At 69.9% G+C, this 22,870-nt stretch carries 24 protein-coding genes and 1 tRNA gene; 3 read left to right on the top strand and 22 right to left on the bottom strand.

Features of this window, described 5'->3' with window-relative positions; genetic code table 11:
- Positions 1-2: 2 nt before the first annotated feature.
- The 16 genes from MBSD_RS09910 to tpiA form a co-directional block, all read right to left on the bottom strand.
- A complete protein-coding gene (locus tag MBSD_RS09910) occupies positions 3-1,514 on the bottom strand; it encodes an NADH-quinone oxidoreductase subunit M (RefSeq protein ID WP_062537183.1) in 1,512 nt (503 codons plus the stop codon).
- A gap of 24 nt (positions 1,515-1,538) precedes the next feature.
- On the bottom strand, positions 1,539-3,554 hold the full coding sequence (nuoL, locus tag MBSD_RS09905; protein WP_062537182.1) for an NADH-quinone oxidoreductase subunit L: 2,016 nt from the start codon (positions 3,552-3,554) through the stop codon (positions 1,539-1,541).
- 13 nt (positions 3,555-3,567) lie between these two features.
- On the bottom strand, positions 3,568-3,873 hold the full coding sequence (gene nuoK, locus MBSD_RS09900; protein WP_062537181.1) for an NADH-quinone oxidoreductase subunit NuoK: 306 nt from the start codon (positions 3,871-3,873) through the stop codon (positions 3,568-3,570).
- Positions 3,870-4,478, bottom strand: a complete 609-nt coding sequence (locus MBSD_RS09895; RefSeq protein ID WP_062537180.1) for an NADH-quinone oxidoreductase subunit J — start codon at positions 4,476-4,478, stop codon at positions 3,870-3,872. The genes nuoK and MBSD_RS09895 overlap by 4 nt, the downstream gene beginning before the upstream one ends.
- Positions 4,479-4,497: 19 nt before the next feature.
- Complete coding sequence (gene nuoI / locus MBSD_RS09890) at positions 4,498-4,986, bottom strand: NADH-quinone oxidoreductase subunit NuoI (protein WP_062537179.1); 489 nt, start codon at positions 4,984-4,986, stop codon at positions 4,498-4,500.
- 9 nt (positions 4,987-4,995) lie between these two features.
- On the bottom strand, positions 4,996-6,015 hold the full coding sequence (gene nuoH, locus MBSD_RS09885) for an NADH-quinone oxidoreductase subunit NuoH (RefSeq protein WP_062537178.1): 1,020 nt from the start codon (positions 6,013-6,015) through the stop codon (positions 4,996-4,998).
- Positions 6,016-6,019: 4 nt separating this feature from the next.
- Complete coding sequence (nuoG, locus tag MBSD_RS09880) at positions 6,020-8,356, bottom strand: NADH-quinone oxidoreductase subunit NuoG (protein ID WP_062537177.1); 2,337 nt, start codon at positions 8,354-8,356, stop codon at positions 6,020-6,022.
- Entirely contained in the window at positions 8,353-9,666 is a 1,314-nt protein-coding gene (nuoF, locus tag MBSD_RS09875) for an NADH-quinone oxidoreductase subunit NuoF (protein WP_062537176.1), read from the bottom strand. Before nuoF ends, nuoG begins: the two co-directional genes overlap by 4 nt.
- A gap of 92 nt (positions 9,667-9,758) precedes the next feature.
- A complete protein-coding gene (gene nuoE, locus MBSD_RS09870) occupies positions 9,759-10,286 on the bottom strand; it encodes an NADH-quinone oxidoreductase subunit NuoE (protein WP_062537175.1) in 528 nt (175 codons plus the stop codon).
- Entirely contained in the window at positions 10,283-11,542 is a 1,260-nt protein-coding gene (locus tag MBSD_RS09865; protein ID WP_062537174.1) for an NADH-quinone oxidoreductase subunit D, read from the bottom strand. The genes nuoE and MBSD_RS09865 overlap by 4 nt, the downstream gene beginning before the upstream one ends.
- 2 nt (positions 11,543-11,544) lie before the next feature.
- Positions 11,545-12,294 carry an NADH-quinone oxidoreductase subunit C gene (locus tag MBSD_RS09860; protein ID WP_062537173.1) on the bottom strand — a complete coding sequence of 250 codons (750 nt, stop codon included), beginning with the start codon at positions 12,292-12,294 and terminating at the stop codon, positions 11,545-11,547.
- A 10-nt stretch (positions 12,295-12,304) separates the two neighbouring features.
- Positions 12,305-12,859, bottom strand: a complete 555-nt coding sequence (locus MBSD_RS09855; RefSeq protein WP_062537172.1) for a NuoB/complex I 20 kDa subunit family protein — start codon at positions 12,857-12,859, stop codon at positions 12,305-12,307.
- Positions 12,850-13,206: an NADH-quinone oxidoreductase subunit A gene (locus MBSD_RS09850; RefSeq protein WP_062537171.1), complete on the bottom strand. Its 357-nt coding sequence runs from the start codon at positions 13,204-13,206 to the stop codon at positions 12,850-12,852. The genes MBSD_RS09855 and MBSD_RS09850 overlap by 10 nt, the downstream gene beginning before the upstream one ends.
- A gap of 63 nt (positions 13,207-13,269) precedes the next feature.
- A tRNA-Leu gene (locus tag MBSD_RS09845) sits at positions 13,270-13,354 on the bottom strand.
- A 12-nt stretch (positions 13,355-13,366) separates the two neighbouring features.
- A complete protein-coding gene (secG, locus tag MBSD_RS09840; protein ID WP_062537170.1) occupies positions 13,367-13,813 on the bottom strand; it encodes a preprotein translocase subunit SecG in 447 nt (148 codons plus the stop codon).
- Between the two features lie 23 nt (positions 13,814-13,836).
- Positions 13,837-14,586 carry a triose-phosphate isomerase gene (tpiA, locus tag MBSD_RS09835; protein WP_062537169.1) on the bottom strand — a complete coding sequence of 250 codons (750 nt, stop codon included), beginning with the start codon at positions 14,584-14,586 and terminating at the stop codon, positions 13,837-13,839.
- Between the two features lie 14 nt (positions 14,587-14,600).
- Between tpiA and MBSD_RS09830 the strand changes: the two genes are divergently transcribed.
- The gene (locus MBSD_RS09830; RefSeq protein WP_082306594.1) at positions 14,601-15,485 is read left to right on the top strand and encodes an SDR family NAD(P)-dependent oxidoreductase; all 885 of its coding nucleotides are present in this window, start codon (positions 14,601-14,603) and stop codon (positions 15,483-15,485) included.
- Between the two features lie 7 nt (positions 15,486-15,492).
- On the opposite strand, the gene MBSD_RS09825 is transcribed toward MBSD_RS09830, so the two are convergent.
- The 5 genes from MBSD_RS09825 to rlmE all read right to left on the bottom strand — a co-directional run bounded on the left by MBSD_RS09825 (position 15,493) and on the right by rlmE (position 21,628).
- Positions 15,493-16,428, bottom strand: coding sequence for an isopenicillin N synthase family dioxygenase (locus MBSD_RS09825; protein WP_062537168.1), 936 nt, complete (start codon positions 16,426-16,428; stop codon positions 15,493-15,495).
- A 2-nt stretch (positions 16,429-16,430) separates the two neighbouring features.
- Positions 16,431-17,816, bottom strand: a complete 1,386-nt coding sequence (gene glmM, locus MBSD_RS09820; RefSeq protein ID WP_062537167.1) for a phosphoglucosamine mutase — start codon at positions 17,814-17,816, stop codon at positions 16,431-16,433.
- Positions 17,817-18,090: 274 nt separating this feature from the next.
- The gene (gene folP / locus MBSD_RS09815; protein ID WP_062537166.1) at positions 18,091-18,993 is read right to left on the bottom strand and encodes a dihydropteroate synthase; all 903 of its coding nucleotides are present in this window, start codon (positions 18,991-18,993) and stop codon (positions 18,091-18,093) included.
- Positions 18,994-19,051: 58 nt separating this feature from the next.
- A complete protein-coding gene (ftsH, locus tag MBSD_RS09810; protein WP_062537165.1) occupies positions 19,052-20,980 on the bottom strand; it encodes an ATP-dependent zinc metalloprotease FtsH in 1,929 nt (642 codons plus the stop codon).
- Positions 20,981-21,007: 27 nt separating this feature from the next.
- Positions 21,008-21,628 carry a 23S rRNA (uridine(2552)-2'-O)-methyltransferase RlmE gene (gene rlmE / locus MBSD_RS09805; protein ID WP_062537164.1) on the bottom strand — a complete coding sequence of 207 codons (621 nt, stop codon included), beginning with the start codon at positions 21,626-21,628 and terminating at the stop codon, positions 21,008-21,010.
- Between the two features lie 91 nt (positions 21,629-21,719).
- Between rlmE and yhbY the strand changes: the two genes are divergently transcribed.
- Both yhbY and MBSD_RS09795 read left to right on the top strand, forming a co-directional pair.
- On the top strand, positions 21,720-22,016 hold the full coding sequence (gene yhbY, locus MBSD_RS09800) for a ribosome assembly RNA-binding protein YhbY (protein WP_062537163.1): 297 nt from the start codon (positions 21,720-21,722) through the stop codon (positions 22,014-22,016).
- Between the two features lie 13 nt (positions 22,017-22,029).
- A complete protein-coding gene (locus tag MBSD_RS09795) occupies positions 22,030-22,413 on the top strand; it encodes an Mth938-like domain-containing protein (RefSeq protein WP_062537162.1) in 384 nt (127 codons plus the stop codon).
- 9 nt (positions 22,414-22,422) lie between these two features.
- Here MBSD_RS09795 and MBSD_RS09790 read toward each other — a convergent pair.
- Positions 22,423-22,870 (bottom strand): murein hydrolase activator EnvC family protein (locus MBSD_RS09790; RefSeq protein ID WP_148667859.1); only part of this gene is annotated, 448 nt, incomplete at its 5' end.

Below are 22,870 nucleotides of genomic sequence, written 5' to 3'. Positions count from 1 at the left end.
CCTCAGACCTTGGTCACCACGAGCTTCTCGACCAGCTGCCCGATCGAGGCGTCCATCAGATGGGTCAGCGGCCACGGCCACACGCCCAGCGCCAGTACCGCCAGCGCGAACGCGCCGAGCACGAAGGCCTCGCGCGCGTTGATGTCCTTCATCTCGGCCACGTGGGGATTGGCGACGTCGCCCCAGATCACGCGCTTGACCAGCCACAGCGTGTAGCCGGCGCCGATGATCAGGGTGAAGGCGGCGAACAGCGCGATCCACGCATTCGCCGCGAAGCTCGCCAGGATCACCATGAACTCGCCGACGAAACCGGAGGTGCCCGGCAGGCCGCAGTTGGCCATGGCGAACAGCACCATGAAGGCGGCGAACCACGGCATCACGTTCACCAGGCCGCCGTAATCCTTGATCATGCGCGTGTGCAGGCGGTCGTACATCACGCCGATGCAGGTGAACATCGCGCCGGAGACGAAGCCGTGCGAGATCATCTGCACCATCGCGCCCTGCATGCCCAGCTTGGCCATCTGCACGTCGTTGGCCTCGCGCACCAGCGCGAAGGCGATGAAGGTGCCGAGGGTGACGAAGCCCATGTGCGCGACCGAGGAGTACGCGATCAGCTTCTTCATGTCCTCCTGCACCAGCGCCACGTAGCCGATGTAGACGATCGCGATCAGCGACAGCGCGATCACCACCCAGGCATACGCCTGCGAGGCGTCCGGCACGATCGGCAGCGAGAAGCGCAGGAAGCCGTATCCGCCCACCTTCAGCATCACCGCGGCCAGCACCACCGAGCCGCCGGTCGGCGCCTCGACGTGCGCATCCGGCAGCCAGGTGTGCACCGGCACCATCGGCACCTTGATCGCGAAGGCGATCAGGAAGGCGAAGAACAGCCAGGTCTGCTCGCGCATGCCGAGCGGCAGCGAGGCCAGCGTCGCCAAGTCGAAGGTGCCGGCCTTGAAGTACAGGTAGATCAGCCCGACCAGCATGAAGATCGAGCCGAGGAAGGTGTAGATGAAGAACTTCAGGGTGGCGTACACGCGCCGCGGGCCGCCCCACATGCCGATGATGATGAACATCGGGATCAGCATGCCCTCGAAGAACACGTAGAACAGCAGCGCGTCCATCGCGCAGAACACGCCGACCATCAGCCCTTCCAGCACCAGCATCGCGGCCATGTACTGGTGGACCTTGTCCTGGATCACCTCCCAGGCGCCGACGACCACCAGGATCGTGGTGAAGGTGGTCAGCAGGATCAGCGCCAGCGAGATGCCGTCGGCGCCGAGGTGGTAGTTCACCCGCAGCGTCTCGATCCAGGGGTGGTTCTCGACCAGCTGCATCGCCGGGCTGGCGGCGTCGTACGCCGGCAGCGCCAGCAGGCTCAGCACGAAAGCCGCGACCGACACCAGCAGCGCCAGCCAGCGCGCGGCGTTGGGACGGCCGGCGCCGGCCAGCAGCACCGGCACCGCGCCGACGATCGGCACCCAGATCAGCAGGCTCAGCAAGGGCAGATTCGACATCGTGGGGGCTCGCTTCCCTGGGACTCAGACGTGGCCGAACAGCCAGAACCCGGCCAGCAGCAGGACCAGGCCGAAGATCATCGCGAAGGCGTAGTGGTACAGGAATCCGGACTGCAGGCCGCGCAGCGTCGCCGCCGCGCGCGCGACCAGCGCCGCGCTGCCGTCGATCGCGCCGTCGATCACCGCCGCGTCGCCGCCGCGCCAGAACGCCCGGCCCAGCCGGACGCCGCCCTTGGCGAACACGGCGTAGTACAGCTCGTCGATCCAGTACTTGTGCGACAGCAGTTCGTGGACCGGCTTCAGCGCGCGCCTGACGCGGTCGGCGGCGGCCGGATCGATCAGGTAGACGTAGGTCGCCACGGCGAAACCGGCGAAGGCGATCCAGAACGGCCACTGCGTGAAGCCGTGCAGCACCATCGCCAACGGGCCGTGGAACTCGGCGCCCAGCTCGCCGAGCACGTCGTGGGCCTCGCCAACCACGATCGAGCGTCCGAAGTAGTCGCCGAACAGCATCGGCCCGATCGTCGGCCAGCCGATCAGCAGCGAGGGGATCGCCAGCATCACCAGCGGCAACGTCACCACCCACGGCGACTCGTGCGGCGGATGCGCCAGCACGCCCGGTTCGTGGTGATGGTCGTCGTGGTGCGCGCCGTGGCCGGCCTTGACGGTGAAGCGCTCCTTGCCGTGGAAGGTCAGGTACAGCAGGCGGAAGCTGTACAGCGCGGTGACGAACACGCCGGCCATCACGCAGAAGTAGGCGTAGCCGGAACCGGCGCGCTGCGACGCGCCCACCGCCTCGATGATCGCGTCCTTGGAGAAGAAGCCGGCGAAGCCCGGCATGCCGGCCAGCGCCAGCGAGCCGATCCACATGGTGATGTAGGTGACCGGCATGTACTTGCGCAGGCCGCCCATGTAGCGCATGTCCTGCTCGTGGTGCATGGCGATGATCACCGAGCCGGCGCCGAGGAACAGCAGCGCCTTGAAGAAGGCGTGCGTCATCAGGTGGTACACCGCGCCGGAATACGCCGACACGCCCAGCGCCACGGTCATGTAGCCGAGCTGCGACAGCGTCGAGTAGGCGACCACGCGCTTGATGTCGTTCTGCACGATGCCGATCAGGCCGGTGAACAGCGCGGTGGTGGCGCCGATCACCAGCACGAAGCTGAGCGCCGTCTCCGACAGCTCGTACAGCGGCGACATGCGCGCGACCATGAAGATGCCGGCGGTGACCATGGTCGCCGCGTGGATCAGCGCGGAGATCGGCGTCGGGCCTTCCATCGAATCGGGCAGCCACACGTGCAGCGGCACCTGCGCCGACTTGCCCATCGCGCCGATGAACAGCAGCACGCCGATCACCGTCGCCGCGTGCCACGGATGGCCGGGAACCAGGGTCAGCGTCAGGTCTTCGAGGCGGCCGGCCTGCTGGAACGCCTGCGCGTAGTCCAGCGAACCCAGCCAGTACAGCACCGCGGCGATGCCGAGGATGAAGCCGAAGTCGCCGACGCGGTTGACCAGGAACGCCTTCAGGTTGGCGTAGATCGCGCTCGGCCGCTTGTACCAGAAGCCGATCAGCAGGTAGGACACCAGGCCGACCGCCTCCCAGCCGAAGAACAGCTGCAGGAAGTTGTTGCTCATGACCAGCATGAGCATCGAGAAGGTGAACAGGGCGATGTAGCTGAAGAAGCGCTGGTAGCCGTCGTCGTCGGCCATGTAGCCGATGGTGTAGACGTGCACCATCAGCGAGACGAAGGTGACCACCACCATCATCATCGCGGTCAGGCGGTCGACCAGAAAGCCGACGTGGGCGCTGAGCTGCCCGACCTCGAACCAGGTGTAGACGTTCTGGTCGTAGGTCGGCGCCCCGCCCCACACCAGCTGGTAAAGCACGTAGCACGACAGCGCGCAGGACAGCGCCACGCCGAGGATGGTGACGGTGTGCGCGCCCGCGCGGCCGATCTGGCGCCCGAACAGGCCGGCCAGCAGCGAGCCGGCCAGCGGCGCCAGCACGATGGTCAGCAGGATTCCTTGGGAAAGCGTCATCGGCGGGCGCTCCTCAGCCTTTCATCGAATCGATTTCGGCGACGTTGATCGTGCTGCGGTTGCGGAACAGCAGGGTCAGGATCGCCAGGCCGATGGCGGATTCGGCGGCCGCCACGGTGAGGATGAAGAACACGAACACCTGCCCCGAGGCATCGCCGAGGAAGCGCGAGAAGGCGACGAAATTGACGTTGACGGCGAGCAGCATCAGCTCGATCGCCATCAGCAGCACGATCACGTTCTTGCGGTTGATGAAGACGCCCGCCACCGACAGGCAGAACAGGATCGTGCCGAGCACGATGTAGTGCGAGAGCGTGATCATGCCGCGGGCTCCTGGCCGCGCTCGGCGGCCATCTTGACGACGCGCACGCGCGTGCGCGGATCCACCGCCACCTGGCGCGCCGGATCCTGGTGGCGCACGCCTTCGCGACGGCGCAGGGTCAGCGCCACCGCGGCGATGATGCCGACGGTGAGGATCAGCGCGGCGATCTCGAACGGCAACAGGAAGCGGGTGAACAGCGTCTCGCCCAGCCAGGCGATGTTGGAGTCGCCGGCCGGGTTGGCCGGCGCCGGCACCTGCGCCATCGCGCGCACGCCGATCAGCGCCAGCATTTCCGCCAACATCACCGCGGCGACGGCGATGCCGACCGGCAGATAGCGGATGAAGCCCTCGCGCAGCGGCTCCTGCTTGATGTCGAGCATCATCACCACGAACAGGAACAGCACCATCACCGCGCCCACGTACACCACCACCAGCGCGACGGCCAGGAATTCGGCCTCGGCCAGCAGCCAGATCGCCGCGGTGCTGAAGAAGGTCAGCACCAGGCACAGCACCGCGTGCACGGAGTTGCGCAGCGTGATCACGCCGAGCGCGGCCAGCGTGGTCACCGCCGCGAAGGCGTAGAAGCAGAGCAGTTGGAAGGTCATCGGCGGGTCCCCTGCGCTCTCAGCGGTACGGCGCGTCCTGCGCGCGGGCGGCGGCGATCTCGGCCTCGAAGCGGTCGCCGATCGCCAGCAGCTGCGGCTTGGTGACGACGTTCTCGCCGCGATGCTCGAAGTGGTACTCGTGCACGTGCGTCTCCACGATCGAGTCGACCGGGCAGCTCTCCTCGCAGAAGCCGCAGTAGATGCACTTGAACAGGTCGATGTCGTAGCGCGTGGTGCGGCGCGAACCGTCCTCGCGCGGCGCCGAATCGATGGTGATCGCCAGCGCAGGGCACACCGCCTCGCACAGCTTGCAGGCGATGCAGCGCTCCTCGCCGTTGGGGTAACGGCGCAGCGCGTGCAGGCCGCGGAAGCGGTTCGACTTCGGGATGTGCTCCATCGGGTAGCGCATCGTGTACTTCGGCCTGAACATGTAGCGCATGGTCAGGCCCATGCCCTGCAGCAGTTCGCCGAGCAGCAGGCTGCGGAAATAGTTGACGACGCTCGTCATGGTCTTGCCTCAGGCGCCCGCGGTGATCCAGCCGAAGTACTTCATGCACCCGGCCACCAGCACCCACACGATCGTGATCGGAATGAACACCTTCCAGCCCAGGCGCATGATCTGGTCGTAGCGGTAGCGCGGGAAGGTGGCGCGGAACCACAGGTACATGAAGGCGAATGCGAAGGCCTTGGCGAACAGCCAGATCCAGCTGCCTTGGCCGATCAGGCCCCACGAGGCCGGGAACGGCGACAGCCAGCCGCCCAGGAACATCACCGAGGCGAGGAAGCTGATCAGGATCATGTTCGCGTACTCGGCGAGGAAGAACACCGCGAACGCGGAGCCCGAGTACTCGACGTGGAAGCCGGCGACGATTTCCGACTCGCCCTCGGCGACGTCGAACGGCGCGCGGTTGGTCTCGGCGACGCCCGCCACGAAGTAGATGACGAACACCGGCAGCAGCGGCAGCCAGAACCAGTCCAGCAGGCCCTTGCCGCCGGCCTGCGCGTTGACGATGTCGGTGAGGTTGAGGCTGCCGGCGAGCACCAGTACGCACACCAGCGCCATGCCCATCGCGATCTCGTAGGACACCACCTGCGCGGCCGAGCGCATCGCGCCGAGCAGTGCGTAGCGCGAGTTGGAGGCCCAGCCGGCGAGGATGATGCCGTACACGCCCATCGAGGTCATCGCCAGCAGGTACAGCAGGCCGACGTTGAGGTTGGCCAGCACCACGCCCTGGTCGAACGGGATCACCGCCCAGGCGGCGAACGCCGGCGCCACCGCCAGCACGGGCGCCAGGTAGAACAGCGGCTTGTCGGCGTTGGCCGGGACGACGATTTCCTTGAACAGCAGCTTGAAGACGTCGGCGAAGGCCTGCAGCAGGCCCCACGGACCGATCTTGTTCGGTCCCATGCGCACGTGCATCCAGCCGATGACCTTGCGCTCCCAGTAGGAGTACATCGCCACGGCGATGATCAGCGGCACCGAGATGGCCAGGATCTTGGCCAGGGTCCACGCGGCAAGCAGCAGATCGGCGTGCATGTCGTTATGCCTTGGTCAGTTCGATGGCCGCGCCGTAGGGCGGCAGCGCGGCGGTTTCGGCGTGCGCGGCCTCGATCCAGGCGGCGCCCGCCGGCACCGACGCGTCGATCGCCACCGGCAGCGTGCTGCCGTCGGCGAGCCGCGCGCGGTCGCCGTCGGCGAGACCGCGCGCCGCCGCATCGGCGGCGTTCAGCCGCACCGCGACCGACCGCGCCAGCGGATGCGCGTTCAGCGCGGCGCAACGGCGCAGCACGGCGTCGGCGCGGTAGATCGGCACGGTCGCCAGCCGCGCCAGCGCCGCGCCGGCGCGACGCGCGGCCAGCGGGGGCGCGATCGCCTGCGGCGCCCGCGCCAGCGCCGGCGCGATCTCCGCGCGCAGCTCGGCCAGCGTGACGAACTCGAAGCCCGGCGCCTTCAACAGGCCGCCCAGCGCGCGCAGCACCTTCCAACCCGGGCGCGCGTCGCCCGGCAGGCGGGCGCCGGCGGCGAAGGCCTGCGCGGTGCCGTCGACGTTGACCAGCGTGGCGTCGATCTCCGGCGTCAGGCCGATCGGCAGGATCACGTGGGCGATGCGCTTCAGCGCCTCGTCCGCGTAGGCGGAGAACGCGACCACGAACTCGGCCTGCTGCAGCGCCAGACCGGCGGCGGCGCCGTCGGCGAAGTCGTGCGGCGGCTCGGCGCCGTACAGCAGGTAGGCGCGGCGCGGCTGCGCCAGCATCGCCTGCGCGTCCAGCCCGCCCTGCCCCGGCAGCACGCCGACGCGGGCCAGGCCGACGCCGTTGGCGCCGTCGGGCAGCACGTTCAGCGCGCTGCCGGTGGCGGTGGCGATGTAGCGCGCGATGGCGCGCAGCCAGGATGCCTCGGGATGGCGCGCGCCGGCGTCGCCCAGCAGCACCAGCGCGCTGGAGGCGTCCTTCAGCGCCTTCACCGCGGCGCGCGCGGCGTCGCTGGCCTGCACCGCGGCGAGCGCGTCGGCGAGCGCGCGGTCGGCCGGCGCCGCGCCCAGTTCGGCCGCGGCCTTGGCCAGCACCAGCAGCTCGTCGACCAGCTTCTGCGGCGGCGCGATGAACTGGCCGGCGAGTTCGTAATTGAAATCGAAGCGCGCGGGATTGACCGCGTAGACCTTGGCGCCGCGCTTCCACGCCTGGCGCAGGCGGTGGTTCAGCAGCGGCACCTCGTGGCGCAGGTCGGAGCCGACCAGCAGCGCCGCGCCGACGCGCTCCATCTGCGCGACCGGCAGCTCGAACGCGACACCGCCGGCGGCGCCGGCGAAGTCCAGCGTGCGCAGGCGATGGTCGAAGTGGACGCTGCCCAGCGCGCGCATCAGGCGGGCGATCAGCGCGCCTTCCTCGCTGGAGGTGGACGGCTGCACCAGGGCGCCGATGTCGGCGCCGGTGAACGCGCCGAGCCGCGCGGCGACCGTGCCCAGCGCGTCTTCCCAGTCGGTCTCGAGCCAGCGGCCGTCGCGGCGGACCATCGGCTTCGTCGCGCGGTCCGCCGCGCCGAGGCCCTGGTGGCTGTAGCGGTCGCGGTCGGACAGCCAGCACTCGTTGACCGCCTCGTTGTCGCGCGGCACCACGCGCAGCACCTCGCCGCGGCGCGTGTGCAGCCACAGGTTGGAGCCGAGCGCGTCGTGGTAGGCGCCGGACGGCCGCGCGACCATTTCCCAGGCGCGCGCCTTGAAGCGGAACACCTTGTCGGTCAGCGCGCCGACCGGGCAGACGTCGATGATGTTGCCGCTCAGCTCGCTGTCGATGCTCTTGCCGATGTAGGTGCCGATCACGTGGCGGTCGCCGCGGTCCATGCTGCCCAGCTCGTGGGTGCCGGCGATCTCGCCGACGAAGCGGACGCAGCGCGTGCAGTGGATGCAGCGCGTCATCTCGGTCGCCACCAGCGGGCCGATGTCTTCGTCGGCGACCACGCGCTTGCGCTCGGTGAAGCGGCTGACCGAGCGGCCGTAGCCCATCGCCAGGTCCTGCAGTTCGCACTCGCCGCCCTGGTCGCAGATCGGGCAGTCGAGCGGATGGTTGATCAGCAGGAACTCCATCACGTTGCGCTGCGCCTTCAGCGCCTTTTCCGAGCGCGTGAAGACCTTCATGCCCTCCATCACCGGCGTGGCGCAGGCCGGCGTCGGCTTGGGCATTTTCTCCACCTCGACCAGGCACTGCCGGCAGCTCGCCGCGATCGGCAGCTTGCGGTGGTAGCAGAAGCGCGGAATCGGGATGCCGGCCTTGTCGGTGGCCTCGATGATCATCGAGCCCTTCGGTACCTGGATCGGCTTGCCGTCGACCTCGATGTTGACCAGATCCGGCGCGGCGTTCTGGGTCGGCTGCGCGCTCATGCGGCGACTCCAAGCTTGTCCTCGACCATCGAGCGCCCGTGCTCGACGTAGTACTCGAATTCGTGCCAGAAGTGGCGCAGGAAGCCTTGCACCGGCCACGCGGCGGCCTCGCCGAACGCGCAGATGGTGTGGCCCTCGATCTGCCCGGCGACCGCCTTCAGGCGGTGCAGGTCGTCGAGGCTGCCCTGGCCGGCGACGATGCGCGTCAGCACGCGGTGCATCCAGCCGGTGCCCTCGCGGCACGGCGTGCACTGGCCGCAGGATTCCATGTGGTAGAACTGGCTGATGCGCTCGCAGGCGCGCACCATGCAGGTGGTCTCGTCCATCACGATCACCGCGCCCGAGCCGAGGCCGGAGCCGGCCTTCTGCAGCGAGTCGTAGTCCATCGTGCAGGCCATCATCGTCTCGCCCGGCAGCACCGGCATCGACGAGCCGCCCGGGATCACCGCCTTCAGCTTGTGGCCGTTGCGCACGCCGCCGGCCATCTCCAGCAGCTCGGCGAACGGCGTGCCGAGGCGGATCTCGTAGTTGCCCGGGCGGTTGACGTGGCCGGACACCGAGAAGATCTTCGGGCCGCCGTTGTTCGGCTTGCCGAGGTTGAGGAACCAGTCGGCGCCGTTGCGGATGATCGCCGGCACCGAGGCGTAGGTCTCGGTGTTGTTGATCGTGGTCGGACGGCCGAACAGGCCGAAGTTGGCCGGAAACGGCGGCTTGTAGCGCGGCCAGCCCTTCTTGCCCTCCAGCGACTCCATCAGCGCGGTTTCCTCGCCGCAGATGTAGGCGCCGGCGCCGAGCGCCGCGTGGATGTCCACGTCGATGCCCGAGCCCTGGATGTTCTTGCCGAGCAGGCCGGCCGCGTAGGCCTCCTGCAGCGCCTGCTCGAAGCGCTCGAACGGCTCGTGGTGGAACTCGCCGCGCAGGTAGTTGTAGGCGACGGTGGAACCGGTGGCGTAGCAGGCGATCGCCATGCCCTCGATCACCGCGTGCGGGTTGAAGCGCAGGATGTCGCGGTCCTTGCAGGTGCCCGGCTCGGACTCGTCCGAATTGCACAGGATGTACTTCTGGCCCGGCGCGTTGCGCGGCATGAACGACCACTTCAGGCCGGTCGGGAAGCCGGCGCCGCCGCGGCCGCGCAGCGCGCTCTTCTTCACCTCTTCGATGATCGACGCCGGATCCGGCTTCTCGGCGAGGATCTTCTTCCAGGCCTCGTAGCCGCCGGTCTTCACGTAGTTGTCGAACGCCCACGGCACGTCGAAGTGCAGCGTGGTGTAGACGACCTGGTGTTCCTTGGGCGCAGGGCCGTATGCCATATGCGTAGTCACTCTCTGCCGGAGCGGCCTCGGCCGCGACCGCATCGTTCAACGGAGCAGAACCGGCGCGGCGCGTTCGCCGCGGCAGGCACCTATTCCAGTTCGTCGAGAATCCGGTCCACCTGCTCGGGGGTCAGCTTCTCGTGGTAATGCCCGTCCACCACCATCATCGGCGCGCCGCAGCAGGCGGCCAGGCATTCCTCTTCCTTCTTGAGGTAGATGCGGCCGTCCGGCGTCGACTCGCCGAGCTTGATGCCGAGCTTCTTCTCGCAATGGCGGACGATCCCGTCGGCGCCGTTCAGCCAGCACGAGATGTTGGTGCAGATCGCCACGTTGTGGCGGCCGACCGGCGCCAGCTCGAACATCGAATAGAACGTCGCCACCTCGTAGGCCCACAGCGGCGGGATGCCGATGTACTTCGCCACCGCGGCGATCAGCTCGTCGGTCAGCGAGCCGCCGTTCTGCTCCTGCGCGGCCATCAGGCCCTGGATCACCGCCGAGCGGCGCCGGTCCGGCGGGAACTTCGCCAGCCAGTGCTCGATGTGCCGGCGCGTCTGCTCGGTGAGGACGGCCTGCGGGTCGACGTCCTTGACCTTGTCGAAATTGCCGGTGGCCTTCATCGGTCTATCTCTCCGAACACGATGTCGTAGGTGCCGATCATCGCCACGACGTCGGGCAGCATGTGCCCCTTCACGATCTCGTCGATCGAAGACAGGTGCGGGAAGCCCGGCGCGCGCACCTTCAGGCGGAACGGCTTGTTGGCGCCGTCCGAGACCAGGTACACGCCGAACTCGCCCTTCGGCGCCTCGACGGCGGCGTAGGCCTCGCCCGCCGGGACGCAGTAGCCTTCGGTGAACAGCTTGAAGTGGTGGATCAGCGCTTCCATGTCGCGCTTCATCTCGGCGCGCGGCGGCGGCGCCACCTTGAAGTTGTCGACGATCACCGGGCCCGGGTTCTGCCGCAGCCAGGCGACGCACTGCTTGATGATGCGGTTGGACTGGCGCATCTCCTCGACGCGCACCAGGTAGCGGTCGTAGCAGTCGCCGTTGGCGCCGACCGGGATGTCGAAGTCGACGTCGGCGTAGGCCGCGTACGGCTGCTTCTTGCGCAGGTCCCACTCGATGCCGGAGCCGCGCAGCATCGGCCCGGACATGCTCCAGGCCAGCGCCTGCTCCGGGCTGACCACGCCGATGCCGACCGTGCGCTGCTTCCAGATGCGATTGGTGGTGAGCAGCTCCTCGTACTCGTCGACGCGGCGCGGGAAGTCGTCGGTGAAGGCGTCGAGGAAGTCGAGCATGGAGCCCTCGCGCCAGGCATTCAGGCGCTTCAGGTCCTTGCCCTTGTGCCACGGTGACTCGCGGTACTGCGGCATGCGGTCCGGCAGGTCGCGGTAGACGCCGCCCGGACGGTAGTAGGTCGCGTGCATGCGCGCGCCGGAGACCGCCTCGTAGCAGTCCATCAGCTCCTCGCGTTCGCGGAACGCGTACAGGAACACCGCCATCGCGCCGAGGTCGAGCGCGTTCGACCCGATCCACATCAGGTGGTTCAGGATGCGCGTGATCTCGTCGAACATCGTGCGGATGTACTGCGCGCGGATCGGCGCCTCGATGCCCATCAGCTTCTCGATGGCGCGCACGTAGCCGTGTTCGTTGCACATCATCGAGACGTAGTCGAGGCGGTCCATGTAGCCGATCGACTGGTTGTACGGCTTGGACTCCGCCAGCTTCTCGGTGGCGCGATGCAGCAGGCCGACGTGCGGGTCGGCGCGCACCACTACCTCGCCGTCCAGCTCCAGCACCAGGCGCAGCACGCCGTGCGCGGCCGGATGCTGCGGGCCGAAGTTCATCGTGTAGTTGCGGATCTCCCCGCCGGCCATGCTCAGTTCTCCTGCCACTGGTCCGCTTCCTCGGCGCGCGCCTGCGCCCAGCGCGCGTCCTCGCGGATCACGCGGGCGACGTTGACGCGCGGCTCGATCGACACCGGCTGGTAGACCACGCGCTTCTGCTCGGGGTCATAGCGCACCTCGACGTTGCCGATCAGCGGGAAGTCCTTGCGGAACGGATGACCGACGAAACCGTAGTCGGTGAGGATGCGGCGCAGGTCCGGGTGCCCCTCGAAGACGATGCCGAACAGGTCGAACGCTTCGCGCTCGAACCAGTTGGCGCCGGGCCAGACGCCGGTCAGCGAGGGCACCACCGGCAGCGCGTCGTCCGGGCAGAAGCAGCGCACGCGCAGACGGCGGTTGTGGCTGATCGACAGCAGGTGCACCACCACCGCGAAGCGGCGCGGGATGGCGACGTCGCGCGGCCGCTCGTCCCACTTGAAGCGCCCGGGACCTTGCCCCTCGACGCCGCGGGAGAAGCCGGTGCCGGTGGTCTCCTGCGAAGTGCGCCACTCGTCCTCGCCGTAGCCGAGGTAGTCGACGCCGCAGAGGTCGACGAGCTGCTCGAAACGAAAATCGGGATCGTCGCGCAGCGCGGTGGCGATGCCGACGAGGTCGTCGGCGGCGACCTCGATGGTGGTCTCGCCGAGGCGGGTGACGATGCCGGCGATGCGGCCGCCGAAGCGCGCGGCGAGGCGCTCGGCCAGGATGCTCGGCGCCGCGGGGGCGGGCGTGGCTTCACTCATGGCGGGTCACTCAGCGCGCGATGGTGTTGGTGCGGCGGATCTTCTTCTGCAGCTGCAGGATGCCGTGGATCAGCGCTTCCGCCGTCGGCGGGCAGCCCGGCACGTACACGTCCACCGGCACGATGCGGTCGCAGCCGCGCACCACCGAATAGGAATAGTGGTAGTAGCCGCCGCCGTTCGCGCACGAGCCCATCGAGATCACCCACTTCGGCTCGGGCATCTGGTCGTAGACCTTGCGCAACGCCGGCGCCATCTTGTTGACCAGCGTGCCGGCCACGATCATCACGTCGGACTGGCGCGGCGAGGGGCGGTAGATCACGCCGTAGCGGTCGAGGTCCAGACGCGCCGCGCTGGCGTGCATCATCTCGACCGCGCAGCAGGCCAGGCCGAAGGTCACCGGCCACATCGAGCCGGTGCGTGCCCAGTTGATCAGCGCGTCGAGCTGGGTGGTGACGAAGCCGCGCTCGATCACCGGGTTGTCGCCGGCCGGACGCAGGATGTCGTCCACCTGCTCCAGCGGCATCGGGTTGTGCATCACCCGATCGAGCCTGGAGATCACTCCCATTCGAGCGCTCCCTTCTTCCAGATGTAGACGAAGCCGACCACCAGCAGGGCGAGGAACAGCGCCATCTCGATCAGCGCGATCAGGCCGATCTTGGTGAACACGACCGCCCACGGGAACAGGAACGCGATCTCGAGATCGAAGATGATGAACAGGATCGCGATCAGGTAGTAGCGCACGTCGAACTTCATGCGCGCGTCCTCGAACGCCTCGAAGCCGCACTCGTAGGGCGAGAGCTTCTCGGCATCCGGGCGTTTCGGCCCGAGCAGGCTGCCGGCGATCAGCAGCGCGACGCCGATGCCGGTGGCGACGAGCAGAAACAGCAGGACAGGCCAGTATTCGGCTAGCACGGCTCAGCGAACCTCCGCGCCGCGGGGCGCATCAGCGGCCGCTCGCGCGGCCGATTGCAGCAGTGGTGCCCAGGAGAGGACTCGAACCTCCACGACTTGCGTCGCTACCACCTCAAGGTAGTGCGTCTACCAATTCCGCCACCTGGGCATGGTCACTCGATCAATCGTTCTTCGCGGGCCCGCTTGCACCGGGCTTGCCCGCCGCGGACGCGGCCGGCGCCGCCTGCGGCGCGGGCACGCCGGCATTGGCCGCCGGCGGCGCCGTCGCCTGCGGCACCTCGCTGCCGCCCGCCGCCGGCGCGGCCGGCTTGGCCGGAGCGGAAGGCGTCGCCGCGCCGGACATCACGCCGAGGTCGTCGGCGGGCTTGCTGACGCCCGTACGGCCGACGTAGATGCCCATGCCGAGGCTGAGCAGCAAGAACAAACCCGCCAGCACCCACGTCGTGCGGGTGAGGAAATTGGTGGAACCGCGCGCGCCGAACACGGTGGCCGAGGCGCCGCCGCCGAAACCGGAACCCGCGTCCGCCCCGGCGCCGCGCTGGATCAGGATCAGCACGATCATCGCCGCGGCGATCAGGATGTAGAAGACGCTGAAGATGGTGATCATGTTCTTCCCTGCCGGTCGCGCGTTCAGCGCGCAGCCTGACAGATCGCAAGGAAATCGGCCGCCGCCAGCGAGGCGCCGCCGATCAGGCCGCCATCCACGTCGGGCTGCGCGAACAGGTCCGCGGCATTCGCGGGCTTGACGCTGCCGCCGTAGAGGATGCGGGTCAGCTTCGAAATTCTAGCATCGGCTTTCGCCAATTGGCTACGGACGAAGGCATGCACCTCCTGCGCCTGCGCGGGGCTCGCGGTGCGGCCGGTGCCGATCGCCCATACCGGCTCGTAGGCCACCACGACGCGCTCGAACGCGGCGATGCCGCAGCGCTCCACCGCCGCGGCGAGCTGGCGTGCGACCACCGCCTCCGTGCGGCCCGCTTCGCGTTCCTCCAGCGTCTCGCCGACGCACAGCACCGGCACCAGGCCGGCGCCCAGCGCCGCCTCGACCTTGGCGGCCACCCGCGCATCGCTTTCGCCGTGATACTGGCGGCGCTCGGAGTGCCCGGCCAGCGCGTAGGCGCAGCCGACGTCGGCGAGCATCGCCGCCGCCACCTCGCCGGTGTAGGCGCCCTGCCCCGCGTGTTCGCTGACGTCCTGGCCGCCGAAGCCGAGCCCGCGGCTTGCACAGGCCGCAGCCAGCTCCGCAAGATAGGGGAACGGCGGGAACACCGCGATCTCGGGACCGTCCGGCATGCCCGCCAGGATCTCCGCGACCAGCGCGGCGGCCTGCTTGCGCGAGCCGTGCATCTTCCAGTTCCCGGCGACGAATTTCCTGCGCATCGAGGGCATCCGGCTTGGCAAAGACCGCAGAGGATAACGGCGCGCCGCCGCGGCACGCAACGCAGACGGACCGCGGCGCGGCGCCGCGGACGGCGGCTTCGCCGCCGCGCCGCGCCCTCGTCACCGGCGCCTCCGCCGGCATCGGCGCGGCCTTCGCCCGCGCGCTCGCCGCGCGCGGCCACGCGCTGGTGCTGACCGCGCGCCGCGCCGAGCGCCTCGACGCGCTGGCCGCGGAGCTGCGCGAACGTCACGGCATCGACGCCGTCGCGCTGCCCGCCGACCTGGCCGATCCGCAGGCGCCGGCGCGGCTGCTCGCGGAACTGCAGCGCCGCGATCTGCCGATCGACGTGCTGATCAACAACGCCGGCTACGGCGTGCCGGGCACGTTCGAGGCCAGCCCCTGGCAGCGCCACGCCGATTTCATCCAGGTGCTGATCACCGCGCCCACCGAACTGGCGCACCGCCTGCTGCCCGGCATGCGCGCGCGCGGCTACGGCCGCATCGTCAACGTCGCCTCGCTGGCCGGCCACCTGCCCGGTTCGACCGGCCACACGCTCTATGCGGCGTCGAAGGCCTACCTGATCCGGTTCTCGCAGTCGCTGGCGCTGGAGAACCGTGCGCGCGGCGTGCACGTCTGCGCGCTCTGCCCCGGTTTCACCTACAGCGAGTTCCACGACGTCACCGGCGCCCGCGCGCTGGTGTCGAAGATGCCGCGCTACATGTGGATGGACGCCGATACGGTCGCCGCGCAGGGGCTGGATGCGGTCGAACGCGGCGACGTCGTGTACGTCAACGGCCGCGTCAACCGCGCGATCAAGACGCTGTTCAAGCTGCTGCCCGACGATCTCGCGCTTAAGCTGATCGCGCGCCGCTCGCGCGATTTCCGCGTGCTCGACTGATCCCGCCTCAGATCAGGCGGATCTCGCGCAGGCGCTGCTGCAGGTAGCCGTGCGCGGTAATCGGCTCGGGATAGCGGCTGGGGTTGTCCGCGCTGACGCAGGACGGCAGCACGTCGATCACGAAGTCCGGGTTCGGATGCAGGAAGAACGGCACCGAATAGCGCGGCTTGCGCGCGCCGTCGCCCGGCGGGTTGACCACGCGATGCGTGGTCGACGGGTACACGTGGTTGGTCAGGCGCTGCAGCATGTCGCCGATGTTGACCACGATGGCGTCGCCCTGCGTGGTGATCGGCAGCCAGCGGCCCTCGCGGGTCAGCACCTCGAGCCCTTCCGCACTGGCGCCGACCAGCAGCGTGATCAGGTTGATGTCCTCGTGCGCGCCGGCGCGCACGTTGGGCACGTCGCCCCGTTCGATCGGCGGGTAGTGGATCGGGCGCAGGATGGAGTTGCCGAAGTCGGTCTTGTCGTCGAACCAGCGTTCCGGCAGGCCGATGTGCAGGGCCAGCGCGCGCAGCACGCGCGAGCCGAGCCGGTCCAGCGCCTGGTACAGGCCGTAGCCGTGCTCGCGGAAGCCGGGCACTTCCGCCGGCCACAGGTTGGGCGCCATGATGCCGGCGTAGCGCGAATCGCGCGGGATCTCGCGGCCGATGTGCCAGAACTCCTTGAGGTCGGGATAGCGGCTGTCCTTGGCCGTCTCCACGCCGAACGGCGTGTAGCCGCGCGCGCCGCCGCCGCCGGGCACGTGGTACTTCATCTTCACGTCGACGGGCAGCGCGAAGAAGCGCTTGAAGGCGTCGTAGGCGCCGTCGATCAGCGCGGCCGGGATGCCGTGCCCGCTGATGCAGCAGAAGCCGAACTCGCGGTAGGCGGCGCCGAGCTCGGCGACGAAGGCCGCGCGGTCGCCGTCGTAGCGGCGGATGTCGAGGGTCGGGACCTGCCGCATGCTCATGCCGTCTGCGCCTGCGCACGCGCCGCGCTGCGGACGGCGTCCGCGAGCCTGGCGACCAGTTGCCGCACTTCCTCCGCGTCCGTCGCCTCGACGGTGACGCGCACCACCGGCTCGGTGCCGGACGGGCGCAGCACGACGCGGCCGCGCCCCTCCAGCGCGCGCTGCGCCTCGCCCAGCGCCTGCTGCACCCCGACGTCCGCCACCAGCGCCGCGCCGCCGGCGGCGGCGACGTTGACCGTGGTCTGCGGCAGCTTGCGCAGGCCCTCGCGCGCCTCCGCCAGCGTGCGCCCGCCGCGTTGCAGCGCGTCGAGCACCGCCAGCGCGCTGACGATGCCGTCGCCGGTGCTGGCGCGGTCGAGGCAGAGGATGTGGCCCGAGGTTTCGCCGCCGAGCACGCCGCCGTGCTCGCGCAGCAGCTGCAGCACGTAGCGGTCGCCGACCTTGGCGCGCAGGAACGGCACGCCCATGCGCGCCAGCGCGCGCTCCAGGCCGTAGTTGCTCATCAGCGTGCCGACCAGCGGACCGCGCAGCAGGCCGCGCGCATGCCAGTCGCAGGCGAGCACGTACAGCAGGTCGTCGCCGTCGGCGAGCGCGCCGGCGTGGTCGACCATCTGCACGCGGTCGCCGTCGCCGTCGAAGGCGATGCCGAGGTCGGCGCCCTGCTCGCGCACCGCGCGCATCAGCGCGCTCGGGCGGGTCGAACCGACGTCGCGGTTGATGTTGAAGCCGTCCGGCGCGCAGCCGATCGTCGTCACTTCGGCGCCCAGTTCGGCGAACACGCGCGGCGCCACCTGGTAGGTGGCGCCGTGCGCGCAGTCGAGCACCAGCTTCGTGCCGCGCAGGCTGAAACCCGCGGGCACCGTGGCCTTGCAGTACTCGACGTAGCGCGCCGGCGCGTCGGCCACGCGCAGCGCCTTGCCGAGGCGCTCGGACGGCACGGTGACGAACGGCGCGTCGACCTCGCGCTCGATCGCCGTCTCGACCGCATCGTCCAGTTTCTCGCCCTGCGCGGAAAAGAACTTGATGCCGTTGTCCTGGTGCGGATTGTGCGAGGCGCTGATGACGATGCCGGCGCTGGCGCGCAGCGAGCGGGTCAGGTAGGCCACCGCCGGCGTCGGCATCGGGCCGAGCAGGCGCACGTCGGCGCCGGCGGCGACCAGGCCGGCCTCCAGCGCGGATTCGAACATGTAGCCGGATACGCGCGTGTCCTTGCCGATCAGCACGGTCGCGCGGCCGTCGTCGCCGCCCAGCACGGCGCCCGCGGCGCGGCCCAGCTTCAGCATGAACTCGGCGGTGATCGGCCATTCGCCGACGCGGCCGCGGATGCCGTCGGTGCCGAAGTATTTGCGGGACTCGGGATTCGGGACTCGGGACTCGGGCATGGGGTCGCTGATTCGAGGCTTGGGTGCTGGGGCCGGTGCAACAGCATAGCGCTTGTGCGGGCGACTTCGGCCGCGATAGCGCAAGCCGGCCGGGCCGCGCCCCCCCGCGGCCGAAGCCGGGCTCGGCGCTTGTGAAAAAACTCACGTCCTGTGAGTTTTTTCAGTCGTGTGTCCGGCACATGCCCGGACTCACTCCCGCGAAACAAGCGCTTACGCGCTCGCTTCGCGGCGAGCCGTCCATGGCTCGCCTGAGAGGCCGTTTTTTCACAGCCTCTCAGTCGTCGTCGTCCCAGCGCGGTTTGGCCGGCGCCGGCGCGCGCGCCGGCGCGGCCTCGCCCGACGCCACGGCCTGCCACACCGCCAGCGCATCGCGGGTGGCGGCGACGTCGTGCACGCGCACGATGCGGGCGCCGCGCTGCGCCGCGATCAGTGCCGCCGCGGCCGAGCCGGCGGCGCGCTGTTCCGGCGCGGCACGGCCGGTCAGCGCGCCGATCATCGACTTGCGTGACAGGCCGACCAGCAGGCCGGCGCCGAGATCGCGGAAGCGCTCCAGCGCGCGCAGCAGCGCCAGGTTGTGCTCGAGGGTCTTGCCGAAACCGAAGCCGGGATCGACCAGCACGCGCCGGCGCTCGATGCCGGCCATCTCGCAGGCGAACAGGCGCTCGGTCAGGAAGCGGTGCACTTCGGCGACCACGTCGTCGTAGCGCGGCGCCTCCTGCATGGTGCGCGGCTCGCCCTGCATGTGCATCACGCACACCGGCACCTTCAACTCCGCCACGGCATCCAGCGCGCCCTCGCGGCGCAGCGCGTACACGTCGTTGATCAGACCGGCGCCCGCGGCCACCGCGGCGCGCATCACCTCCGGCTTGGAGGTGTCGACGGCGACCGGCACGGCGACGCGCGCGGCGACCGCCTCGATCACCGGCACCACGCGCGCGATCTCGGCGGCGGCGTCGACCGCCTCCGCGCCCGGGCGCGTGGACTCGCCGCCGACGTCGATCAGGTCGGCGCCCTCCTCGACCATGCGCAGCGCGTGCTCCAGCGCGCGCGCCGGATCGAGATAGCGGCCGCCGTCGGAGAACGAATCGGGAGTGACGTTGAGGATGCCGCAGATGCGCGGGCGGTCCAGCGCCAGCGGGCGGCCGGCGCAGTCGAGGGTCGGCGTGGTGTCGAACATGCGGCGAGGCGCGGCGCGGGGAAGGCGGCGCCCGCGGCTGCGCGGACGCCGCGCGGGCTCAGTGCTGTCCGGCGGGAGCGCCGACCGTGCCGCCGGCTTCGCGCCCGGCGGCGCCGCCGTTACCGCTGCCCGCGCCGCCGCTGGGCGCGCGCCAGTCGCGCGGCGGGCCGGGCTCGCGGCCGGCCATGATCGCGTCGATCTGCTCGCGGTCGATGGTCTCGTACTGCAGCAGCGCCTGCGCCATCGCGTGCAGCTTGCCGATCTCGCGCGTGAGGATCTCGCGCGTGCGCCGGTAGGCGCTGTCGAGGATTTCGCGCACCACCTCGTCGATCTTGCGCGCGGTCTCGTCGGCGACGTTCTTGTGCTGCGTCACCGAGCGGCCGAGGAACACCTCCTCGTCCTGTTCGCCGTAGGTCACCGGACCCATCGCGTCGGACAGGCCCCACTTGGTGACCATGTTGCGCGCCATGCGGGTGGCGCGCTCGATGTCGTTGGAGGCGCCGGTGGTGACCTTTTCCGGCCCGAAGATCAGCTCCTCGGCGACGCGGCCGCCGTACAGCGAGCAGAGCTGGCTCTCGATCGCCGTCTTGCTGAGGCTGTAGCGGTCGTTTTCCGGCAGGAACATGGTCACGCCCAGCGCGCGGCCGCGCGGGATGATGGTGACCTTGTGCACCGGGTCGTGGTCGGGCACCGACAGGCCGACGATGGCGTGGCCGGCTTCGTGGTAGGCGGTGAGGCGCTTCTCCTCCTCGCTCATCGCCAGCGAGCGCCGCTCGGCGCCCATCATGATCTTGTCCTTGGCGCGCTCGAAGTGGCTCATGCCGACCTCGCGCGCGTTCTCGCGCGCGGCGAACAGCGCCGCCTCGTTGACCAGGTTGGCGAGATCCGCGCCGGAGAAGCCCGGCGTGCCGCGCGCGATCACCATCGGCTCGACGTCGGCGGCGACCGGCACCTTGCGCATGTGCACCTTGAGGATCTGCTCGCGGCCGCGCACGTCGGGCAGGCCGACCACCACCTGGCGGTCGAAACGGCCCGGGCGCAGCAGCGCCGGGTCGAGCACGTCCGGACGGTTGGTGGCGGCGATCACGATGATGCCCTCGCTGCCCTCGAAGCCGTCCATCTCGACCAGTAGCTGGTTCAGCGTCTGCTCGCGCTCGTCGTGGCCGCCGCCCAGGCCGGCGCCGCGGTGCCGGCCGACGGCGTCGATCTCGTCGATGAAGATGATGCAGGGCGCGTGCTTCTTCGCCTGCTCGAACATGTCGCGCACGCGCGCGGCGCCGACGCCGACGAACATCTCGACGAAGTCGGAACCGGAGATGGTGAAGAACGGCACCTTGGCCTCGCCGGCGATGGCCTTGGCCAGCAGCGTCTTGCCGGTGCCCGGCGGGCCGACCATCAGCACGCCGCGCGGAATCTTGCCGCCGAGCTTCTGGAACTTGCCCGGATCGCGCAGGAAGTCGACCAGCTCCTTGACGTCCTCCTTGGCCTCCTCGCAACCGGCCACGTCGGCGAACGTCACCTTGACCTGGTCCTCGCCCTGCAGGCGCGCGCGCGAGCGGCCGAACGCCATCGCGCCGCGGCCGCCGGCGCCGGACTGCATCTGCCGCATGAACCAGATCAGCAGGCCGATGAAGATCAGGAACGGCACCCAGTCGAGCAGGATGCGCAGCAGCGAGACGCCGTTGTCGGACGGCTCCTGGCGCACCTGCACGTCGTGCTTGTCGAGCAGCGGCTGCAGCTCGTCGTCGCCGGAGACCGGGATCACGCTGCGCAGCGGCGTGCCGTCCTTCAGCTTGCCGGTCACCGTGGTCGGCAGGCTGGCGCTCAGCGTCACGCTCTGCACGTTGTTGTTCTGCACCTGCTGCTTGAACTCCGAGTACGGCATGTCCTGCGCCGCGCTGCCGCGCGGGTTGAAGCTCTGGAACACGGTCAACAGCACGACCGCGATGATCAACCAGAGCAGCACGTTCTTGGCCATGTCGTTCATCGGACTCTCACTCTCCAGGCCGGCGATTCAGCCGCGGCGGCCGGTCGCCAGCGCGTAGACCTCGCGCGAACGCGCGCGCGAGGCCTTCGGTTTGCGCATGGTCACCCGCTCGAAGTCGGCGCGCAACCTGCGCAGGTAATCGTCGAAACCCGTCCCCTGGAACAGCTTCACCAGGAACGCCCCGCCCGGCTTCAGCCAGGCGCGGGCAAAGTCCAGGGCCAGTTCGGCCAGATCCATCGCCCGCGCCTGGTCGGCCACGGCCACACCCGTCATATTGGGGGCCATGTCCGACAGGACAAGGTCGACTTTCTGCCCGCCGAGCAGGCCTTCCAGCCGTTTCAGCACGGCGTCTTCGCGGAAGTCGCCCTGCAGGAATTCCACGCCGGCGATGCCCTGCATCGGCAGGATGTCCAGCGCGATCACCCGGCCGCGATCGCCGAGCCGCTCGCGCACCACCTGCGACCAGCCGCCGGGCGCGGCGCCGAGGTCGACCACGGTGATGCCCGGCTTCAGCAGACGGTCGCGCTCGATCAGCTCCTCGAGCTTGAACGCCGCGCGCGAACGCAGGCCCTGCGCCTGCGCGCGCTTGACGTAGACGTCGTCGAAATGCTCCCGCAGCCAGCGGGCGCTGCTCTTGCTGCGCGGCATGATGGGATCGGCGGGCGCACGTACGCGTACGGGAATGGACGGCCGCATGATACCCTTTTCGTCTTCGCCGCCGCGATCGCGAACCTGAACGATGCCGCTCTCCCCGACCCAGCGCCGCTACCTGCGCGGCCTCGCCCATCCGCTCAAGCCGGTGATCCTGCTCGGCGCCAAAGGCGTCAGCGAGGCGGTGCTGAAGGAACTTTCGCTCGCGCTCGATCATCACGAGCTGATCAAGGTCAAGCTGGCCGGCGAAGACCGCGCCGCGCGCGCGGCACAGGTGCAGGCGCTGCTCGCGGGCAGCGGCGCCGAGCTGGTGCAGCAGATCGGCCACATCGCCTGCCTCTACCGCCGCAACGCCGACGAGCCGAAGCTGGCGCTGCCGCGCTGACGGAAGCCTGGCGATGGAACTGAACCTCGAACGCCCGGGCGACTACCTGTTCGTGCGCCGCGGCGACGCGCGCAGCGTCACCGTGGTCGACCGCGTGCTGACGCGCAGTTTCGTGCTGGCGCGCGAAACCCTGCTCGAGGATTGGCCGGTAGCGGACGTCGGCGCCATCGCCGAGGCGCACATCGAGGCCATCCTCGCCCTGCGGCCGGAAGTGGTGCTGCTCGGCACCGGCGCGCGCCAGCGCTTTCCCGCCGCGGCGGTGATGGCGGCGTTCCTGCAGCGCCGCGTCGGCATCGAGGTGATGGACAACGCCGCCGCCAGCCGCACCTACAACGTGCTGGCCGGCGAGGGCCGCCGCGTGGTGGCGGCGTTCATCCTGGAAACCGGCGCCGGCTGAGCGCCGCGCTCAGCGCGGCGGCAGGAAGCCGAGCGGGTCGACCGGCTTGCCGTCGCGGCGCACCTCGAAGTGCAGCTCGTCGCGCGGCGCGCCGCTGGCGCCCATCTCGGCGATCTGCTGCCCGGCGACGACGCGGTCGCCCTCCTTGACCAGCCGCCGCCGGTTGTGGCCGTAGGCGGACAGGTAGCTGTCCGAGTGCTTGACGATGATCAGCTCGCCGTAGCCGATCAGGCCGTTGCCGCTGTAGACCACGACGCCGTCGGCGGCCGCGCGCACCGCATCGCCGGACTTGCCGGCGATGTCGATGCCCTGCCGCGTCGGATCGCCGCTCTGGAAGCGCGACAGCAGGGGACCGTCGGCCGGCCAGCGCCAGGTCACGCCGTCGACGCTGCGCGTCGCGCCCGGCGCGGCGGCGGGCGGCGTCGCCGCGGCGACGCCGGAGGCGCTCGCCGCCGGC

Source organism: Mizugakiibacter sediminis (assembly GCF_000953855.2).
In the GTDB taxonomy this organism is placed as follows: domain Bacteria; phylum Pseudomonadota; class Gammaproteobacteria; order Xanthomonadales; family Rhodanobacteraceae; genus Mizugakiibacter; species Mizugakiibacter sediminis.
The sequence above is the reverse complement of the archived record's forward strand: the minus strand, read 5'-3'. Positions and strand labels throughout refer to the sequence as shown.

Excerpts from the sequence above, each read along its gene's own strand:
- yhbY (WP_062537163.1), top strand. The coding sequence starts at position 21,720 with ATGCCGCTCTCCCCGACCCAGCGCCGCTACCTGCGCGGCCTCGCCCAT.
- glmM (WP_062537167.1), bottom strand. The coding sequence starts at position 17,816 with ATGCCCGAGTCCCGAGTCCCGAATCCCGAGTCCCGCAAATACTTCGGC.
- ftsH (WP_062537165.1), bottom strand. The coding sequence starts at position 20,980 with ATGAACGACATGGCCAAGAACGTGCTGCTCTGGTTGATCATCGCGGTC.
- nuoL (WP_062537182.1), bottom strand. The coding sequence starts at position 3,554 with ATGACGCTTTCCCAAGGAATCCTGCTGACCATCGTGCTGGCGCCGCTG.
- rlmE (WP_062537164.1), bottom strand. The coding sequence starts at position 21,628 with ATGCCGCGCAGCAAGAGCAGCGCCCGCTGGCTGCGGGAGCATTTCGAC.
- nuoE (WP_062537175.1), bottom strand. The coding sequence starts at position 10,286 with ATGAAGGCCACCGGCAATTTCGACAAGGTCAAGGACGTCGACCCGCAG.
- nuoI (WP_062537179.1), bottom strand. The coding sequence starts at position 4,986 with ATGACGAGCGTCGTCAACTATTTCCGCAGCCTGCTGCTCGGCGAACTG.
- MBSD_RS09855 (WP_062537172.1), bottom strand. The coding sequence starts at position 12,859 with ATGGGAGTGATCTCCAGGCTCGATCGGGTGATGCACAACCCGATGCCG.
- MBSD_RS09895 (WP_062537180.1), bottom strand. The coding sequence starts at position 4,478 with ATGACCTTCCAACTGCTCTGCTTCTACGCCTTCGCGGCGGTGACCACG.
- MBSD_RS09860 (WP_062537173.1), bottom strand. The coding sequence starts at position 12,294 with ATGAGTGAAGCCACGCCCGCCCCCGCGGCGCCGAGCATCCTGGCCGAG.
- folP (WP_062537166.1), bottom strand. The coding sequence starts at position 18,993 with ATGTTCGACACCACGCCGACCCTCGACTGCGCCGGCCGCCCGCTGGCG.
- nuoK (WP_062537181.1), bottom strand. The coding sequence starts at position 3,873 with ATGATCACGCTCTCGCACTACATCGTGCTCGGCACGATCCTGTTCTGC.
- MBSD_RS09910 (WP_062537183.1), bottom strand. The coding sequence starts at position 1,514 with ATGTCGAATCTGCCCTTGCTGAGCCTGCTGATCTGGGTGCCGATCGTC.
- nuoH (WP_062537178.1), bottom strand. The coding sequence starts at position 6,015 with ATGCACGCCGATCTGCTGCTTGCCGCGTGGACCCTGGCCAAGATCCTG.
- MBSD_RS09865 (WP_062537174.1), bottom strand. The coding sequence starts at position 11,542 with ATGGCCGGCGGGGAGATCCGCAACTACACGATGAACTTCGGCCCGCAG.
- secG (WP_062537170.1), bottom strand. The coding sequence starts at position 13,813 with ATGATCACCATCTTCAGCGTCTTCTACATCCTGATCGCCGCGGCGATG.
- MBSD_RS09795 (WP_062537162.1), top strand. The coding sequence starts at position 22,030 with ATGGAACTGAACCTCGAACGCCCGGGCGACTACCTGTTCGTGCGCCGC.
- nuoF (WP_062537176.1), bottom strand. The coding sequence starts at position 9,666 with ATGGCATACGGCCCTGCGCCCAAGGAACACCAGGTCGTCTACACCACG.
- nuoG (WP_062537177.1), bottom strand. The coding sequence starts at position 8,356 with ATGAGCGCGCAGCCGACCCAGAACGCCGCGCCGGATCTGGTCAACATC.
- MBSD_RS09825 (WP_062537168.1), bottom strand. The coding sequence starts at position 16,428 with ATGCGGCAGGTCCCGACCCTCGACATCCGCCGCTACGACGGCGACCGC.
- tpiA (WP_062537169.1), bottom strand. The coding sequence starts at position 14,586 with ATGCGCAGGAAATTCGTCGCCGGGAACTGGAAGATGCACGGCTCGCGC.